Source organism: Pseudochelatococcus contaminans, assembly GCF_014195635.1.
GTDB lineage: Bacteria > Pseudomonadota > Alphaproteobacteria > Rhizobiales > Beijerinckiaceae > Pseudochelatococcus > Pseudochelatococcus contaminans.
In genome coordinates this window covers 22444-39557 of record NZ_JACICC010000008.1, presented here as the reverse complement: position 1 = coordinate 39557, position 17114 = coordinate 22444, and the positions used below count along the sequence as shown (strand labels likewise).

Sequence of the window (17114 nt, the reverse complement as noted above, 5' to 3'; positions counted from 1 at the left end):
CAGGTTTGCCTTTTCCACGGGCAGGCCGCCCACCCTGCGCCTCAATTAAGAGCGCTCGGCGATGCGTTTTTAACATCTGACGCGTTGCTGAAGCTTGCCGAGTGCGCGAGGGCGTCGTATCCATTCGCTGGGTGCATAGCCGACGTGATAGCAGCTTCAGATGTTTCACTGAAACGCCCGTCAGCCGTAACCTTCTGATTGAATGCGTTTTTCGGGGCAAGCGGCCTCACTGTGGCCAAAATATCCGTGCCGAAAACGTTTTGATGCCGAATCTTGCGTGCAGGCGTAGTCTGCCGCACGATAACCACGAGGGGCGAGGCGGTTGCGCAATCATCGCGATGCGTGACCTGTTCGGGGAGAGAAGCGGCCTTGGCGTATTTTGTCGACCAGTTCTTCAACGGGCTGACACTTGGCGCGGTCTATGGGCTGATAGCCATCGGCTACACCATGGTCTACGGCATCATCGGCATGATCAACTTCGCTCACGGCGAGGTGTTCATGATCGGCGCGTTCATCTCCCTCATCGTGCTTCTGCTGCTGGCGCAGATCGGGATTGCAGCGGTGCCCGTGGCGATTCTGGTCACGCTGGTTCTCTCGGCGGTGTTCACCGCGTTGTGGGGATATGTCGTTGAACGTATCGCCTACCGCCCGTTGCGCGGCGCGACCCGGCTTGCACCGCTCATTTCCGCCATCGGTATGTCGATTCTGCTGCAAAGCCTCGTCCAGCTCGCGCAGGGGGCAGGGCAGAAGTCTCTACCGCCGCTGATCACCGGACGCATTACCTTGGGCGAAATCGACGGGCAGACAGTGGAGGTGGCGGTGGTGCGGGTGGTCATCATCGCCGTAACGCTGGTGCTGATGGCGGCTTTCAGCATTTTCGTCGCCAAAACCAGCTTTGGCCGCGCGCAGCGCGCCTGTGAGCAGGACCGGAAAATGGCCGAGCTGCTTGGCGTCAACGTCGACAAGGTGATCTCGCTCACCTTCGTATCGGGCGCGGTGCTCGCGGCTGTCGCAGGGCTGCTTTACACGGTCTACTACGGCTCGATAGACTTCTTCATCGGCTTCCTCGCGGGGCTGAAGGCGTTTACGGCGGCCGTTCTTGGCGGTATCGGCTCGCTGCCGGGCGCGATGCTTGGCGGGCTGCTGATCGGGCTGATCGAGGTTTTCTGGGCGGGCTATGCCTCCGCCGAATACAAGGATGTTGCAGTCTTCGCCATCCTCGTGCTCGTGCTGCTTTTCAGGCCCACCGGCCTGCTCGGCCGCGCCGTTGTGGAGAAGGTTTGACGGCGGGACGAATGATCTGCCCCGCTCGCACGTCACAAAGCGTGCAAGCGGTCGTTACAAGCGGTCGTTACAACCGGAAGTCTGCGATGATGTGTCGCGCGGGTGGCATCCGGTATCGCTGCGGGAAATCGTCTTTGGTGCACATGCGAATCGGGAGAGGGACAATGAAGCTGAACAAAAACTTTTTCTCCATGAAGGGGCGTTCAGGAAAGTTTCTGGCCGGCGTTGCCGTGTTGGCGATGCTGACGGGGGCGAGCGCGGCCCGTGCCGACGTCGACATCGCCCTCGGCATTCCCGCAACGGGTGGCCAGATCGCCGCGCTCGGTGCGCAGGCGCGTCTGGGCGCCGAAACGGCCGTCGCTGCCATCAATGCGCAGGGCGGCATCAACGGCGAAAAGATCAATCTCCAGATCGTCGATGACCAGTGCGATCCCAAAAATGCCGTTTCTGCCGCCAACCAGGTGGTGTCGCGCGGCATCAAGTTCGTGCTCGGGCATCTGTGCTCGGGTGCTTCCATCGCGGCATCCGACGTTTACAACGATGAAGGGGTGCTGGCGCTCACTGCTTCCGCAACCGCCCCTGAACTGACCGAACGCGGCTATCCGCTGATTTTCCGTGCCAACGGCCGTGACGATCAGCAGGGTGTCGTCGGCGGGAAGTTTGTCGCCGACAAGTTCAAGGACAAGCGCATCGCCATCATCGACGACCGTCAGGTGTATGGCCAGGGCCTCGCGCGCGAGGCTGGCAAGGTGCTGACCGAAGCCGGCATCAAGCCGGTCTATGTTGGCACGGTGAACGCCGGCGAACGCGATTACTCCGCGCTGGTCAGCCGCCTGAAGAGCGAGAACATCGATATCGTCTATTTCGGCGGGTATCACACCGAGCTTGGGCTTATCGTCCGGCAGGCGCGTCAGGCGGGGCTCAACACCCGCTTCATCGGCGCGGATGGTCTTGCGGCGAACGAGTTCTGGTCCGTCGCCGGTGACGGCGGTGCTGGCACGCTCTTCACGTTCTCTGCCTCCGCCAAGGATCTGCCGAGCGCGCAGGAAGCCTATGCCGAGTTGAGGAAGGGCGGCGAGCCGGATAACTTCGCGTTCTATTACTACGCTGCCGTCCAGACGCTGGCGAAGGCCATTGCCGAAGCGGGGCAGGATCCGGAAAAGGTCGCAGAAGCGTTGAAGGCCGGCAGCTTCGATACCATCGTCGGCACCTTCCGGTTCGACGACAAGGGCGATCTGGTCGATCCTGACTATGTCATCTTCGAGTGGAACGACGGCACGTACGCGCCGACGAAACTCTAAATCCTGTCTGGCATCGCGGCTTGCGTTCGCATCAAAACGCAAGCCGCACAAAAGTTCTTCCCGATCGGACGGCATCGCCTGATCGGGAGGGAGTAGAACACAATCAGCCGGTTGGGTGATGCGACGCTTCGTGGTTTGCGGAGGTTTCGTATCGGCTTAAACAACGCATGGAAGACGGGAACGGGCCGTTCATGGTTCAATACGCAGCGTCAGACGCATCCGGTGGCCAGTTTCGGGGCGCATTGCGCGAAGCGGCCATCGCTGGCGTGATCATGGTCGGCCTTGCGCTGCCGCTGGTGGGCTTTCAGCTTGAAAACCAGACGGGCGGCGGCGTTGCCATCAGATACCGCTTCGACTGGGTGGTGATTGCGGCGTTGGTCACGTTCTTCGGCCGCTTCGCGATTGCGATGGCGCGTCCATGGCTGGCTGGCGCTTTCGGCGGCGCGAGTGCCGGAGCATCCGGCGTGCGCACGCAGCGTGAGCGGGCCGCCTCCCGGGTCACGTCGGCCCGCCTCGGGCTGGCCATCGGTCTCGTGGCGCTGGTGTTGCCGTTTCTGCCGATAGCCGACCGCTATGTCGTCGACACGGCAACGACGGTCATGATTTACGTGATGCTCGGTTTGGGCCTGAATATCGTTGTCGGCCTCGCCGGTCTGCTCGATCTGGGCTATGTGGCCTTCTATGCGGTGGGGGCCTACGCTTTTGCGTTGCTGTCGACCACCTATGGCCTGTCGTTCTGGATCTGCCTGCCGCTGGCCGGGATCATGGCGGCGTTCTTCGGCATCCTGCTCGGGTTCCCGGTGTTGCGGCTGCGCGGCGATTATCTGGCCATCGTCACGCTGGGATTCGGTGAAATCATCCGCGTCGTTCTGATCAACTTCGATGCGCTGACGGGCGGCCCGAACGGCATCGGCGGCATTCCGCGTCTGACGTTTTTCGGCTACCCCTTCATCAATCGTGCTCCGGAGGGCGTGACGGCGTTTCATGAGCTGTTTGGCATTCCGTTTGCGCCCATCCACCGCGTGATCTTTCTGTATTACGTCATCTTCGCGCTGGTGCTGATTACGGCAGTCGTGTCGATGCGGCTGCGGCGGTTGCCCATCGGCCGTGCGTGGGAGGCGTTGCGCGAGGATGAGATCGCCTGCCGTTCGCTGGGCATCAACGTCACCATGGTCAAGCTATCGGCGTTCGCCATCGGCGCTACGTTCGGCGGTTTTGCGGGGACGTTCTTCGCCGCGCGCCAGGGGCTGGTCAGCCCCGAGAGCTTCACCTTCTGGGAATCGGCGCTGGTGCTGATGATCGTTGTGCTTGGCGGCCTTGGCAGCCAGGTGGGGGTGGTGATCGCCGCTATCGCCGTTGTGGCCCTGCCGGAGTTTTCGCGCGATCTGGCGCAATTCCGGATGCTGGCTTTCGGTGCGGCGATGGTTGCACTCATGGTATGGCGTCCCGGCGGCATCATTGGCGCACGCGCACCAAGCCTGCGCCTGGGACGAACCCCTGCGCGCACGGCGCGGGAAGCCTGAAATCACCGTCGCTGCGCATGCGCGACACGTTGAGATTTGTACGACTGCGAGGGCGAGTTATGTTGAAGACTTCTCTGGGGGCTACCGCCGCACTGCTGCTTGGCATTTGCGCTCCCGTGGGCGCTGTCATGGCGCAGACGCCTGTTGTGGCTGTCACGTCCATCGTTGACCACCCTGCTCTGAACGCCGTTTACGAAGGCGCGCGGGAAGCGCTGGAGCGGGCCGGGTTCAAGGATGGCGAGCAAATCCGCATCGTGTTTGAAAACGCACAGGGGCAACCGGCGACCGCCGTGCAGATTGCACGCAAATTCGTGGGCGAGAAGCCGGATGTGATCATTGCCATTTCCACGCCATCCGCGCAGGCGGCAGCGGCGGCGACACGGACGATCCCGGTGGTATTCAGCGCCGTCACGGATCCGGTCGGCGCGCAGCTCGTCGCTTCCATCGATAACCCTGGCGGCAACGTGACCGGCGTGTCGGACCGCGCGCCCGTTGACGATCAGGTCGCGCTGATCCGCGAACTGACGCCGGACGTCAAGACAATCGGCGTGCTGTTCAATCCGGGTGAGCCGAACTCTGTCAGCTCCGTCAGGGAGTTGAAGGAAGCGGCGGCCAAGGTGGGGCTGTCCGTTGTCGATGCGCCCGCAACCAAGACCGCCGAGGTGCAAGGTGCTGCGCGCTCGCTGGTTGGCAAGGCGGATGCGGCTTTCGTGCCGACCGACAATACGATCGTGTCGGCTCTTGAGGCTGCTGCGGGCGCGCTGACGGCGGCGAAAATCCCGCTCTATGCGGCCGATACCGATAGCGTGCCGCGCGGGGCGCTGGCTGCGGTTGGCTTCAACTACCGGCAGGTGGGCGAGCAGACGGGGGATCTGGCCGTGCGCGTCCTGAAGGGTGAGAAGCCGGCAGAGCTGCCGGTGCGTTTTGCCGAGGGCAGCGATCTGCACCTCAACAAGGGCGTGGCGGAAAAAATCGGCCTGACCCTGCCTGAAGCGGCGCTCTCGCGCGCGGTGAAGGTGGTCGACTGATTGCAGTTGGCTGATTTTAGTTGACATGTCGGATATGGGCGTGCACTCGCACGCCCATATCCGTTTTCGGCGATTCCCGTCGCCCCGCTTATCACGACAGGTTTTTGCAGCATCATGAGCAGTATCGCCTTTCTGGGCGCAGTCGAGCTTGGTCTGATTTACGCCCTTGTCAGCCTTGGCGTTTATCTGTCCTTCCGCGTGCTCGATTTTCCCGACTTGACGGTGGACGGCTCGTTCCCGCTGGGAGCGGCAGTCACGGCTGTTCTGCTCATCTCCGACATCAACCCGTGGGTTGCCACCGCTGCCGGGGTTCTGGCCGGTGCGGCGGCAGGGTTCGTCACGGCTTTCGTTTCAGTGCGTTTTGGTGTGCTGAACCTGCTCGCGTCCATCCTGACGATGATCGCGCTGTTCTCCGTCAATCTGCGGATCATGGGCCGCCCCAACGTTGCTTTGCTGAATGAGGACACCGTGCTGACGCCCTATCTGGGCGGCGCGATGCCGGATGAATATGCAAGGCCGCTGTTTCTGCTGGCGGTCGTCATTGCCGCCACGGCGCTCGTGGCGCTGTTCCTGCGCTCCGAGATCGGCCTTGCCATGCGGGCCACCGGGGCCAATGCGCGGATGGCGCGCGCGCAGGGTGTGCGTACCGGCGCGCAGATTATCCTCGGGGTCATGGTGTCGAACGGCCTCGTCGGCCTTGCGGGGTCGCTGTTCGCGCAGACGAGCGGCTTCGCCGACGTGACCTCTGGCGTCGGCACCATCGTCGTTGGCCTTGCCGCCGTGATCATCGGGGAGACGCTCGTGCCCGGCCGCCGACTGGTGTGGGCGCTGGTGGGATGCATTATCGGCGCGGTGCTGTACCGCCTTGCCGTGCAGGCTGCGTTGTCGCTCGATTTTCTTGGCTTCGAGCCTTCCGATCTCAATCTGGCCACGGCGCTTCTGGTGCTGGTGGCGCTCATCCTGCCCAAGATCAGGCAGCGCGTGCGGGGGAGGGCTTCCGCATGATCGAAGTTGATAACATCGTCGTCACCTTCAATGCGGGAACGCCGCTAGAGCGGCAGGCCCTGCGCGGTGTCTCGCTGCGGCTTGAGGAAGGCGAATTCGTATCCGTGATCGGCTCCAACGGTGCCGGCAAATCGACCTTGCTGGGCGCGATTGCTGGCGATGTATTGCCATCGTCCGGGCGGGTGCTGCTGTCGGATGCGGATGTCACGCGGGTATCGGCGCAGAAGCGGGCGCGCTATGTCGCGCGGGTGTTTCAGGATCCGCTGGCCGGCAGCTGCGGCAACCTCTCCATTGCGGAAAACCTCGCGCTCGCGGCGTCACGCGGGCGGGGGCGGTCGTTCCTTCCCGCTCTGCGGCACTCCCGCTTGTCCAGTATCCGCGCGCGCATCGAGGAATTGAACCTCAAGCTTGAGGATCGGCTTGATCAGCCGATGGGGTCGCTGTCCGGCGGGCAACGGCAGGCGCTGTCGCTTGTTATGGCGACGCTTGCGCCATCGAGCATCCTGCTGCTCGACGAGCATACGGCGGCGCTCGATCCGCGCAATGCCGAATTCGTTCTCGATCTGACGCGCGATCTCGCGGCACGCTTCAACCTGACGGTGCTGATGGTGACGCACTCGATGCGCCATGCGCTCGACACCGGCAGCCGCACGGTGATGCTGCACGAAGGGCGCATCCTGCTCGACGTGACCGGCGAGAAACGCGCTGGCCTGACTATTGAGGATCTCCTCGACGAGTTCCGCAAGGCGCGCGGGGAAGAGCTTGCCGAGGACAGGCTGTTGACGGCCTGATGGCGTGGCGCGCTTCGCCTCCGTCAGCCTCACAGCCGCGCAGCGTGCCGATGCTCGTGCTGGTGCAGGCGCTTCGCGCGGCGGCGGCGCTGTTTATCGTTTTTTTGCATGCGCAATTCGACGCCACGCACTTTGCCGCCCCTGGCGCGTTCGAGGCCATGCGCCCCGTGCCGTGGGAAGTGGGCGTCGATATTTTCTTCGTCATCTCCGGTTTTATCATCGTGCATGCCACGCGCGGACAGTTCGGTGAAAGCGGCGCGGCGCGGGCGTTCTTTGCACGACGGATGATCCGCATCGTCCCGCTTTATTGGCTGGCTACCGCGTTGTTCCTGCTGGCGGCGCTTGTCCTGCCGGGAGCGCTGAACAGTTCGCCGCCATCGGTATGGCAGATCGCCGCTTCATTCCTGTTTTTTCCCTACGTCAACGATGTCGGGGCGGCGCAGCCGGTGTTCACTCTGGGCTGGACGCTGAACTATGAAATGGCGTTCTACCTCGTCTTCGCCGCAGCGATGGCTGCCGCGTGGCCGCGTCGGCAGACTGTGCTGGCGGTGGCGGGGTTTTTCGGGGCGCTGACGCTGCTCGGCCTGCTGGTGCCGCTGCCGATGCCGCTGTCGTTTTGGGCCAGTCCCATCGTGCTGGAATTTGTGATCGGCATGGGCATCGCGCTGCTGCGCGAAACCGGCGCCCGCCCCGGCATCGTGCTGCGTACAGTGCTGGCGGCTGTGGCGATCCGCATGCTCCACGACGATCTGACGCAGGACGGCGTCGAGCGCGCGCTGGCGCTCGGTGTGCCGGCGGCCATGCTGGTGATGGCAGCCGTGCTGGGGCCGGAGCCGCGCCTTCCGGGCTGGCTGTCTCGCTCGCTCGTGCTGCTCGGCGATGCATCCTATGCGCTTTATCTGTTTCATCCGTTTGCGCTGCGGACGGCACGGATTATGCTGTCCTCAACGGCCATCTCGCCGTTGGCTTACATCGTCATTGCCACGGTCGCGTCTGTGGTGCTGGCGATAGCCGTCCACCTCCTGTTTGAACGGCCGGTGATGCAATTTTTCCGCCGGCGACTGGCGCAGAGGACGCAATGAATGGCGATATCCGGGAATGGCGATATCCCGAACGAGCCGGACATTCCCGTTGTCGGTCTGCGGGCGGTGATCGCACCGCCTGTCACCCCTGCAGAGGAAAAGCCTGTCGGGGTAGATAGCGCCAGCGAAGAGGCCGCGCCATCGGCTTCGATGACGTCATCGCCGAGTCCGGTTTCACAGCAGCCACGGCGGCAAAATGCCAGCGGCTGGATCGTGCCTTTTCTGGCTGGCGTGCTCGTTGGCGCGGCCGCGTTCTACGCGCTTTTATGGGCGCAGGCGCTTATCTGAGCGGTCGTTCGTCCAGTGTCACGATATCGTCCGCTGCAGCGTCGTATCCGCGCGTGACGAGGGTGATTGCCGAGCGTTCGCCATCGGGGGCGATGGTCAGCAGGTGATAACCCGCGCGATGATCGAGCGTGCCGCTGATAGCCGATGCCGAGGGTGCGCCGAGAATCACGGCCGGCCGGCCCGTGCGGGTCGGTATTTCTGCGAGCATGGTGCGGTGGTTGTGACCGTGCAGAACGATCTCGGCACCTGCGTCGGCGATCACGCGCTCGAAATCGGCAGCGTCGGTCAGGCCACGGCTGGGTTTGGCCCCCGCCTTGTAGGGGGGATGGTGGATCAGCACCACGCGGCACAAACCTTCCCGGCCCAGCGCCGCGAGCGTGGTTTCAAGTGCGGACAGTTGCTCCCTTCCAAGAGTGCCCGAGGCCAGAAACGGCAATGTCGGCACGCCGGATGACAGGCCGATCAGCGCGACGCCGCCGCGCTTTCGCACATAGGGGAAAGCTGGCGCCGTGTCCCCGTCGCCGCACATCCATGGGCCAAGTTCCCGCCGCATCGGCAGCAGCGCCTGGCGGACGTAGGCATCGTGGTTGCCGGGCACGAAGGACACCTGCTCTGGCGTGCCCAGCCGTTCCAGAAAACGGCGTGCGGGAGGGAATTCGCTGGCGAGGCCGATGTTGACGATGTCTCCGGTCATCGCGACATGATCGGGCGCGTGGGCGGCGATGTCGTCGAGAATGCGGGCCAGCAGGGCCATGTCATGCGTGCGGAACCGTCCCCGCCGCCAGTTTGTGAAGCCGGTGATGCGCTTGCCAAGCAACTCGTGCACGCGCGGGCGCGGCAGCGGGCCGATGTGGGCGTCAGACAGATGGGCGATGCGCATGGAGCCTCGATAGGATGGCGCGGATACAACGCCTTGATGTCGTGGTGCGATGCGATGGTCAAGCGCCCGGGCCGAGAATACCGTCACGCGCAGGAATTATGTGGCAGCCGCGCATCTTGGTGGCGATGGACACGCCTGCGCAGGGGTGATAAGGGGCGTGACGGAAGGATAATGACAATGGTCGGATTCGGCATGACAGAGCGACGACGACGCGGGTGCGCGCGCACCTTCTGCGCGGTCGCGGGCTTGCCGATGTCGCACACGGCGGGCCTGTGCTGAATTTCGTGTTTGATGCCCAACCGTCGCCACGGCCATCGTCCGAGCTGTCGCACGGCCTTTATCCGGTAACGTTCTTCCATGACCTCACTTGCACTGACCATCCGCCGGGAACATCCCTCTGACCGGGATGCCATCGAACGTATGCACGAACGGGCATTCGGCCCCGGGCGTTTCGCGCGCACCGCCTATCGCCTGCGCGAGGGCGTGGCGCCGCTGGATGATCTGTCTTTCGTCTCGCTGGTGGGCACGCTGATCGTCGGTTCGGTGCGGCTGACGGCTGTGCGGGCCGGGGGGCAGCCAGCGCTGATGCTTGGGCCGCTCACGGTGGAGCCGGCTTTCATGGGACGCGGTATCGGCGGAGCGCTGATGCGCGCATCTCTGGATGCTGCCCGCGACGCGGGGCACGCCGTGGTGCTGCTGGTGGGCGATGAGCCTTATTACAGCCGATTTGGCTTCAGGGTCGTGCCCGGTGGGCAGCTGACGTTGCCGGGGCCTGTCGACACCCGGCGCTTTCTCTATCTGGAACTGAATGAGGGGGCATTTGCCGGCATTTCCGGCGCGGTCATGCCCGTGCAGGCGGCGCTATCCGCTTGAGAAATAGCGGATAGCGCTACGCTTATCTGCGGCGTCTGCGACCTTCCACGAGCCACGCGCCGATGACGGCCCAGATCACAAGGGCAAGTCCGATCAGGCCGACGCCCAGTGGTAATTCGCGCACGCCGCGAATTACCGCGGTGTCGCCGGGACGCAGGCCGATCCAGCCGTTGCCCGCGAAGCTGGAACCGGCGCGCACCAGATCGATGCGCGGCACGGTCGGCGTCGTGTTGCCGGAATCGATGCGTACCACGGAGCCGCCGCTGTCCGTTGCCAGACCGGCGAGGCGTTGCGTGTCGCTGAAGACATCGGCAAGTTCACGCGGGTTGTCGGGGCCGGCGTTGACGAAGGCCGAGAGCGTGCCATCCGTCAGCCGGTAGAGACCCTGCTGATCGTTGACGACGATGGCCGAAAACAGCCCTGGCTTCACCTGTTCCAGCGTCACGGTCTGCACGCTGCCATCCGGCGCGGTCAGCGTCACGGGCGCGGCCGAGTCGGCCATCGTTTGACGCTCGATGGAGATGGAACCGTCGCGGGAGAAGGCGCGTAGCGCCTCTTCTTCCAGCGCGGGTTCGAGCATCAGCCAATGCGACAGACGGCGCAGCAGATCGACATGCGGGCCGCCGCCGTCGAAACCGCGCGCCCACAGCCAGGTGTGGTCTGATAGCAGCAGCGCGATGCGTCCTTCCTCGAAACGGGAAAGAACGAGCAGCGGCAGGCCGTCTGCGCCGTCCATCAATGTTTCGCCGCCGCTGACATCCGCGCCGATCTGGCGCAGCCACGTTCCCCAATCAGGGGCGTCGTCGGGGTTGGAATTGCTGCCGGGCAGATCGCGCGTCACCGGATGGCGGTTGCCGCGTGCGGAAATTTCCGGGCGGAAGGGCGTTTCATGGACGCGCCCGTCCGGCGTTGCCGGCAGCACCTCGCCAAGCGAGGTTCGCGCCACGCTGGACGCGCCTGCGAATTCCGGTCCGGCTGACAGCAACAGCGCGCCGCCCTCGCGGACATAGCGGGCGATGTTGTCGTAATACACCGGCGGCAGCACTGTCAGGTTGGCGTAACGGTCGAAAATGATCAGGTCGAAATCCTGAATACGCTCCTGGAACAGTGCGCGCGTGGGGAAGGCGATCAGCGACAGTTCGTTGATCGGCGTCCCGTCCTGCTTTTCCGGTGGCCGCAGAATGGTGAAATGAACCAGGTCGACGTTGGCGTCCGAGGTGAGCAGGTTGCGCCATGTGCGCTCGCCCGGATGCGGCTCACCGGACACCAGCAGCACGCGCAGCTTGTCGCGCACGCCTTCAACTGTCAGAACGGCGCGGTTGTTGGCTTCCGTGAGTTCGCCCGCCAGCGGCTCGACTTCCAGCTCCAGCACGTTGGGGCCGGGATGCTCGACGGGAATCGTCAGCGGCACGGGCTGGCCTGTCGGCGCATTGATGGAGCCAAGCTCCTTGCCGTCGCGGCGGACGGTGAGCCGGGCCGTGCCGGGACCATCCCGTTCATCCACGAGCACGCGCATGGTCAAGTTTCGCCCCACGATGCCGAAGCGGGGCGCATCGACCAGCGCCACGCGCCGATCGCGCTCCTGACGTTCGCCCGTGATGAGCGCATGCAGCGGAGCCGTCAGACCCAGCGCAGCGGCGGAAGGAGGCACGTCATGCACGACGCCATCTGTGATGACGATGACGCCGGCGACGCGCTCTGCCGGAACATCTGCCAAGGCACGTCCCAGCGCGCCGAACAGGCGTGTACCATCGCCGCCGTCACCTTCCGAGACGTCGATGACGCGCGTTTCAAGGCCGGGCAACGCTTCGAGCTGGCGCTCGACTTCAGCCTTCACATTGTCCGTCTGCTCCTCGCGCGGGCCAAGTTTTTGTGATGCGCTGCGGTCGACGATGACGGCGACGATGTCATCGAGCGGTTCGCGCTCCAGCGAAACCAGCGCCGGATTGGCGAGCGCACCGATCATCAGCGCCATCGCCACGCCGCGCAGCAGGCCAGCAAACCATCCGCGCCGCCAGATCGCTGCAAGCATCAGCACGACAGCCGCCGCGCCCAGACCGGCAAGAACCGTTGGCGGCACGAGGGGCGAGAACGAGAGCGACGGCAAATCCGTGAACATCATCTATCCTATGACCTGAGCCTATTGCCCAAGCCGGTCGAGCAGCGCGGGAACGTGCACCTGATCCGCCTTATAGCTGCCGGTCAACACATACATCACCATATTCATACCGCCGCGCGCGGCCATTTCGTGCTGATCCGGGTCGGAGCCGACAGTCGGCAGCAGCGGGTTGCCGAAATCGTCGGAAGCCCAGGCCGCCGCCAGATCGTTGCTGGTGATGATAATGGGCGATACGTTGTCGCCGCCCCGCGCAGGGCGCGGTTCGCCCTCGGGCACGGGCGGCAGGGCTTCCACCCATGTTTCTCCCGTGGCATAACGGCCGGGGAAATGATCCATCAGAAAAAATGTCTTGGTCAGGACGTGGTCAGCCGGCACGGGCTCAAGCCCCGGAATGTCGAGCCCGGCGAGAATCTGGCGCAGGCGCAGGGTTTCGGCAGTGGGCGACGCGTCCGACGAGGCGTTCTGGAGCCATGCGTCACGCGTGTCGAAGATCATCGTGCCGCCAGACTTCATGAATGCGTCGATTTTCCGCAGCGCCGTGCCGGACGGCATCGGCCTTTCGGCAACGACCGGCCAATAAATCAGTGGGTAAAAGGCGAGTTCATCCGTCGCCGGATCGACGCCGACAGGATCGCCGGGCTCGAATGACGTGCGATAGGACAATTCCTGACTGAGGCCAGCCAATCCCGCGCGGCTGATCTCGTCGACTTCGTCATTGCCGGTGATGACGTAGGCAAGGCGGGTTTGCAGCGCTGCCTGCCGGTCGACATCGGATATGGTCGGAAGCTGTCGCTTGTCCGCTGGCGCCGCGTGCGCCGGGGCGGCGAGCGGGAAGCCGCCGTGAATGACAACGCCCACGAGCAGCAATGAGGCGGCGACTCCCGCAGCGCGGGGGCGCACCCGCCGCCGTCCGCGTCCTGAAATCGCGCTGATGATCGTGTCCAGCATGAAAAGCACCAGCGCGGCGAGCAGCAGCGGCTGGCGCAGATCGATGTTTTGCATGGATGCCAGCGGTTGCACTGTCGTCTCCAGCGCGGATATGTCGAGCGCTACCGGGCGGTCGCCCGGTGCGAGGGCATTGATGGCCACTGGCGCTTCGTTTGCACCGTAAAACCCGGCCGGATGCTCCATGGAGGCTCTCTCCGTCGCGCCGCGCGCCACCGGGCGGGCCGTCGGCGGCGGGCTCTGGAAGGAACCAAAACCGTCCAGCACGCGCTGTGGCGACACGGTTTCCGTGGTTACCACCGCATCGCCGTTGTCCGTCGGGCCGGCGGTTTCCGACAAGGCGATGATGCGGCGCAGGATCTCGACGAACGTGCCCGAAAGCGGCAGGTTGGACCACGTTGCATCCGCCGTGACATGCACGAGCACAATAAAGCCTTCGCCCAGCCGGTTGGCCGTGATGACGGGGGTGCCGTCCGTCAGGGTTGCCCACGTGCGACGGGGCAGGTTGGCATCCGGCTCCGCCAGAATTTGCCGGCTGACGGTGATCTCGTCCGAAACGGGCAGGCCGTGCAGGGGGCTGGTTTCGGGGAAGGGCGCGAAGGTGCGCGGCGTATCCCAGGACAGCGCGCCGCCAATGGTGCGCTCGCCCTGACGCAGGCGAACCGGCACGAACGCCTCATCGCTGTTGGCCATGCGCGGGCCGGAGAACCGCAGCAAGATGCCGCCGCGCCTGACGAATTCCTCAAGCCGCCCCGCTGTGCGAGGGTCGATCACGCCGACGTCCGTCAGAACGATGACGGTGGCCTGCTCGTCGATAAGCCTGTCAACCGCCTCCGATACCGTGCCGCGAGGCTCGCGAAGTTCGGCGTAAGGCTCGAGCGCACGCGTCAGATAGAAGGTCGGCGAAAGCAGTGGCTGGCTAGCGGTATCCGCGCCTGCGCCGGACACCAGACCAACGCGATGGCGACGCTGACGGCCATCGATCAGCGCAACCGCCCCCGCCGACGATTCGCCGGCGACATCGATACGCGCGACGGCGTTGCGGATCTCCACCGGCAAATCGAAACGCGCTTCCGTTTCCAGCGCGCCGGGCGGGAAAGCGAAGCCCGTTTCACCAAGCGTCAGGCCCTTGAGATCGGTCGCGCGCAGACGCCCCTCCGATGTCGCGCGTGGATCGGCGCGGCGGACGCGAACGGTCAGGCCATCGCGTGCGTTGGCGGTGTCTGCGAGGGTCACCCCTGCGGGGAAAGCCGTGCCGCGAACCTCAACGTCCCGCTCGCCGGCCAGCGTGCGCAGCCGGGTGGCGAAATCGTCGTTGGCGCGGGTATTCACGTTTTCGAGTGCGGTGCGATCCGTAATCCATATGATGGTGGAATCCGGGTTTTGCTCCAGAAATCGCTCGATGGTTGGCAGATGCGCCGCGCGCTCGGGCAGGTATGATACGGGCCGCAGCGTGCGCAGCCGCTCGATGGCTTCGGTTGCTCCACCCGGCGATATGTCGCCGGCCGGTTGCGCAAGCCCCACGACGGCTGCCGGACGACCATCGCGGACCGCTGCCTCAAGCGTTTCGCGAGCACTGGCCTGACGTTCCTCCCAATCGCCTGCCGAGGCAAATCCGTTGTCGATCAGCAGCAGAACCGGCCCGCTGCCCGGCGACGCAGGCAGCGGATTCCATGCCGGCCATGCGCAGGCAACGATGACGAGCGCGGCGATGAGAAGACGCAGCAGCAGCAGCCACCACGGCGTGCGTGCGGGTGTCTGGCGCTTCGGAGCCAGATCGAGCGCCAGCCCTAGCGGCGGAAAAGCCACCTGCCGGGGCGAGGGTGGCGTCACGCGCAGCAGCACCCACAGCGCCGGCAACGCCGCCAGCGCAAGCAGAACGAACGGAGCGGTGAAGGCGAGCGGCGTGCCGAACAGCGTCAGTCCTCCCATAGTCAGGCTTTTCCGTCACGGCGGCTGGCGATGAGCGATAGCACACGCAATGCGGCTTCGCTGGCGGGGCGGTCGGTGTGATGGGTTGTCAGCGTCAGGCCGCGTCGGGTCATGATATCCTGCAATCCTGCGCGGTGGCTTGCGATGCGCTGCCGATAACTGTCGCGCCAGGCGGCGGCCTCGCCGAGGCGCAGGCGCTCGCCGGTCTGCGGGTCGATCAGTTCGGTCTGCCCGGCGAAGGGAAAGGTTTCCTCGACGGGATCGACAATCATGATCGCGTGGCCGCCCGCGCCGTTCGAGGTGATGGTGGACACGACACGCTCGATATCCGCCAGCGGCGACAGGAAATCGCCGATCAGCAGGGTTTCATCGCGGCGCTTGAGCGGAATGGCGGGGGGCAGATCGTTTGCCGCCCCAGTGGCATCTGCCGCCAGCACCTGCGCGATCTGTTCGCCGATCTGTCGGTTAGCGCGGGGGCTGAGCGCCCCGGCGTAACCGACACGCTCGCCGGCCAGCACCAGCGTTTCCGCCAGCGCAAGGCCGAGCACGATGGCGCGTTCCACCTTTGGTGCCAGGGCGAGCGAGGATGCGAAGGCCATGGACAGGGAGCGGTCGATCCATAATTGCATGGTCTGGGCGGCTTCCCACTCGCGCTCGCGCACGTAGAGCCGGCCATCGCGGGCAGAACGCCGCCAGTCGACATTGCCGGCGGACTCGCCGGAGTAGAACGGGCGGAACTGCCAGAAGTTCTCGCCCGGTCCCGCGCGTCCGCGTCCGTGGATGCCGTGGGCAAGGCTGGCCGATACCCGGCGCGACTCGAGCACGAGGCGCGGCAGGCGGGCGGCGAGATCGTGCGCGGCCTCCGCTTCCGCGAGACCCGGGAAGCGGCTTCGATCAGGCTGGGTCGCCACGTGAACCATCGGCAGGCTTTCGGCTATGCATCATCCGGACAGGGTACGGAATGAATAAACTGTGGTGATTGTGTGCCGCTTGTCAGATTCTCTCGACGAGCTTTGCGATGATGCCTTCCACCGTGTCACCTTCAGCGCGTGCGGCGAAGGTCAGCGCGATGCGGTGTTTCAGCACTGGCTCTGCCAATGCGCGCACATCATCGACGGACGGCGCCAGACGCCCTTGAATAAGCGCCCGGGCGCGGGCCGCCAGCGTCAGCGCCTGGCTGGCGCGCGGGCCTGGCCCCCACGACAGCTTGCTGGCCGGATCGTCCGCGCTGCGGTTTTCGCCGGGGCGGGCGGAGCGCACGAGATCGAGAATCGCTTCCACGACGCTGTCACCCACTGGCAGGCGCCGCACGAGCCGCTGGATCGCGGCAAGCGTATCGGCGTTGATGGCCGTCAGGTGGGGCTGCTTTTCCGCGCCGGTGGTTTCCAGCAGGATGCGGCGTTCGGCATCGCGATCGGGGTAGGTGATGTCGATCTGGAGCAGGAACCGGTCGAGCTGCGCCTCCGGCAGGGGATAGGTGCCCTCCTGCTCGATGGGGTTCTGGGTCGCGAGAACGTGAAAAGGTTGCGGCAGGTCATAGCGCGTGCCGGCGATGGTGACATGATGCTCCTGCATCGCCTGCAACAGCGCCGACTGCGTGCGCGGACTGGCGCGGTTGATCTCGTCCGCCATCAAAAGCTGGGTGAAGATGGGGCCGTGCACGAAGCGGAAGCTGCGCTGCCCGCCGGTACTTTCGTCGAGGATTTCGGTGCCGAGGATGTCGGACGGCATCAGATCGGGCGTGAACTGGATGCGTTGGCTGGCAAGGCCCAGCACCGCGCCCATGGCTTCCACGAGGCGCGTCTTGGCAAGGCCGGGCACGCCGACCAGCAGGCCGTGGCCGCCGGAAAGCACCGTGACAAGAGCGAGTTCGACGACGCGCTCCTGCCCGAAGATGACGGAACCGATGGCCTCGCGTGCTTTGCCGATGGCCGTCAGCGCGGCTTCGGCCTGGGCTACGAGAGCGGTGGCGGCGATGGTGACGTCGTCTGGCGTCTGGCCGGGCGCTTGGGCTGTCATCAATCCGGTTCCTGTTATAATGAACGGGCTGCGGCGGCATGATC

The 17114-nt window shown here is 64.9% G+C and carries 14 protein-coding genes; 9 read left to right on the top strand and 5 right to left on the bottom strand.

All coding sequences use genetic code 11. The features are described from left to right. Positions 1-369 precede the first annotated feature (369 nt). From FHS81_RS14120 to FHS81_RS14085, 8 genes are all read left to right on the top strand, one after another. A complete protein-coding gene (locus FHS81_RS14120) occupies positions 370-1284 on the top strand; it encodes an ABC transporter permease subunit (RefSeq protein ID WP_183754047.1) in 915 nt (304 codons plus the stop codon). A 164-nt stretch (positions 1285-1448) separates the two neighbouring features. After that, positions 1449-2585: an ABC transporter substrate-binding protein gene (locus tag FHS81_RS14115; protein WP_246375034.1), complete on the top strand. Its 1137-nt coding sequence runs from the start codon at positions 1449-1451 to the stop codon at positions 2583-2585. Positions 2586-2752: 167 nt separating this feature from the next. Next, the gene (gene livM, locus FHS81_RS14110) at positions 2753-4108 is read left to right on the top strand and encodes a high-affinity branched-chain amino acid ABC transporter permease LivM (RefSeq protein ID WP_281374514.1); all 1356 of its coding nucleotides are present in this window, start codon (positions 2753-2755) and stop codon (positions 4106-4108) included. A gap of 59 nt (positions 4109-4167) precedes the next feature. Beyond that, entirely contained in the window at positions 4168-5136 is a 969-nt protein-coding gene (locus FHS81_RS14105; protein WP_428982457.1) for an ABC transporter substrate-binding protein, read from the top strand. 114 nt (positions 5137-5250) lie between these two features. Continuing rightward, a complete protein-coding gene (locus FHS81_RS14100) occupies positions 5251-6141 on the top strand; it encodes an ABC transporter permease (RefSeq protein WP_183754045.1) in 891 nt (296 codons plus the stop codon). Next, a complete protein-coding gene (locus tag FHS81_RS14095) occupies positions 6138-6932 on the top strand; it encodes an ABC transporter ATP-binding protein (RefSeq protein WP_183754043.1) in 795 nt (264 codons plus the stop codon). The genes FHS81_RS14100 and FHS81_RS14095 overlap by 4 nt, the downstream gene beginning before the upstream one ends. Continuing rightward, complete coding sequence (locus FHS81_RS14090) at positions 6932-8014, top strand: acyltransferase family protein (RefSeq protein WP_183754042.1); 1083 nt, start codon at positions 6932-6934, stop codon at positions 8012-8014. Before FHS81_RS14095 ends, FHS81_RS14090 begins: the two co-directional genes overlap by 1 nt. Next, on the top strand, positions 8015-8302 hold the full coding sequence (locus FHS81_RS14085; RefSeq protein WP_183754041.1) for a hypothetical protein: 288 nt from the start codon (positions 8015-8017) through the stop codon (positions 8300-8302). Here FHS81_RS14085 and FHS81_RS14080 read toward each other — a convergent pair. Continuing rightward, on the bottom strand, positions 8295-9182 hold the full coding sequence (locus FHS81_RS14080) for a metallophosphoesterase family protein (RefSeq protein WP_183754040.1): 888 nt from the start codon (positions 9180-9182) through the stop codon (positions 8295-8297). The genes FHS81_RS14085 and FHS81_RS14080 overlap by 8 nt on opposite strands. Before the next feature lie 357 nt (positions 9183-9539). On the opposite strand from FHS81_RS14080, the gene FHS81_RS14075 reads away from it, so the two are divergent. Next, positions 9540-10055: a GNAT family N-acetyltransferase gene (locus FHS81_RS14075; protein ID WP_183754039.1), complete on the top strand. Its 516-nt coding sequence runs from the start codon at positions 9540-9542 to the stop codon at positions 10053-10055. A gap of 22 nt (positions 10056-10077) precedes the next feature. Here FHS81_RS14075 and FHS81_RS14070 read toward each other — a convergent pair whose 3' ends face one another. The 4 genes from FHS81_RS14070 to FHS81_RS14055 all read right to left on the bottom strand — a co-directional run bounded on the left by FHS81_RS14070 (position 10078) and on the right by FHS81_RS14055 (position 17070). Next, complete coding sequence (locus FHS81_RS14070) at positions 10078-12162, bottom strand: hypothetical protein (RefSeq protein ID WP_183754261.1); 2085 nt, start codon at positions 12160-12162, stop codon at positions 10078-10080. A gap of 33 nt (positions 12163-12195) precedes the next feature. After that, on the bottom strand, positions 12196-15051 hold the full coding sequence (locus FHS81_RS14065; protein WP_246375033.1) for a DUF4159 domain-containing protein: 2856 nt from the start codon (positions 15049-15051) through the stop codon (positions 12196-12198). Between the two features lie 2 nt (positions 15052-15053). Beyond that, positions 15054-15971: a DUF58 domain-containing protein gene (locus FHS81_RS14060; protein WP_183754038.1), complete on the bottom strand. Its 918-nt coding sequence runs from the start codon at positions 15969-15971 to the stop codon at positions 15054-15056. 73 nt (positions 15972-16044) lie between these two features. After that, positions 16045-17070, bottom strand: a complete 1026-nt coding sequence (locus FHS81_RS14055) for an AAA family ATPase (RefSeq protein ID WP_183754027.1) — start codon at positions 17068-17070, stop codon at positions 16045-16047. Between the last annotated feature and the right edge of the window lie 44 nt (positions 17071-17114).

Excerpts from the sequence above, each read along its gene's own strand:
- FHS81_RS14115 (WP_246375034.1), top strand. The coding sequence starts at position 1,449 with ATGAAGCTGAACAAAAACTTTTTCTCCATGAAGGGGCGTTCAGGAAAG.
- livM (WP_281374514.1), top strand. The coding sequence starts at position 2,753 with ATGGAAGACGGGAACGGGCCGTTCATGGTTCAATACGCAGCGTCAGAC.
- FHS81_RS14105 (WP_428982457.1), top strand. The coding sequence starts at position 4,168 with ATGTTGAAGACTTCTCTGGGGGCTACCGCCGCACTGCTGCTTGGCATT.
- FHS81_RS14100 (WP_183754045.1), top strand. The coding sequence starts at position 5,251 with ATGAGCAGTATCGCCTTTCTGGGCGCAGTCGAGCTTGGTCTGATTTAC.
- FHS81_RS14095 (WP_183754043.1), top strand. The coding sequence starts at position 6,138 with ATGATCGAAGTTGATAACATCGTCGTCACCTTCAATGCGGGAACGCCG.
- FHS81_RS14090 (WP_183754042.1), top strand. The coding sequence starts at position 6,932 with ATGGCGTGGCGCGCTTCGCCTCCGTCAGCCTCACAGCCGCGCAGCGTG.
- FHS81_RS14085 (WP_183754041.1), top strand. The coding sequence starts at position 8,015 with ATGGCGATATCCGGGAATGGCGATATCCCGAACGAGCCGGACATTCCC.
- FHS81_RS14080 (WP_183754040.1), bottom strand. The coding sequence starts at position 9,182 with ATGCGCATCGCCCATCTGTCTGACGCCCACATCGGCCCGCTGCCGCGC.
- FHS81_RS14075 (WP_183754039.1), top strand. The coding sequence starts at position 9,540 with ATGACCTCACTTGCACTGACCATCCGCCGGGAACATCCCTCTGACCGG.
- FHS81_RS14065 (WP_246375033.1), bottom strand. The coding sequence starts at position 15,051 with ATGGGAGGACTGACGCTGTTCGGCACGCCGCTCGCCTTCACCGCTCCG.
- FHS81_RS14060 (WP_183754038.1), bottom strand. The coding sequence starts at position 15,971 with ATGGTTCACGTGGCGACCCAGCCTGATCGAAGCCGCTTCCCGGGTCTC.
- FHS81_RS14055 (WP_183754027.1), bottom strand. The coding sequence starts at position 17,070 with ATGACAGCCCAAGCGCCCGGCCAGACGCCAGACGACGTCACCATCGCC.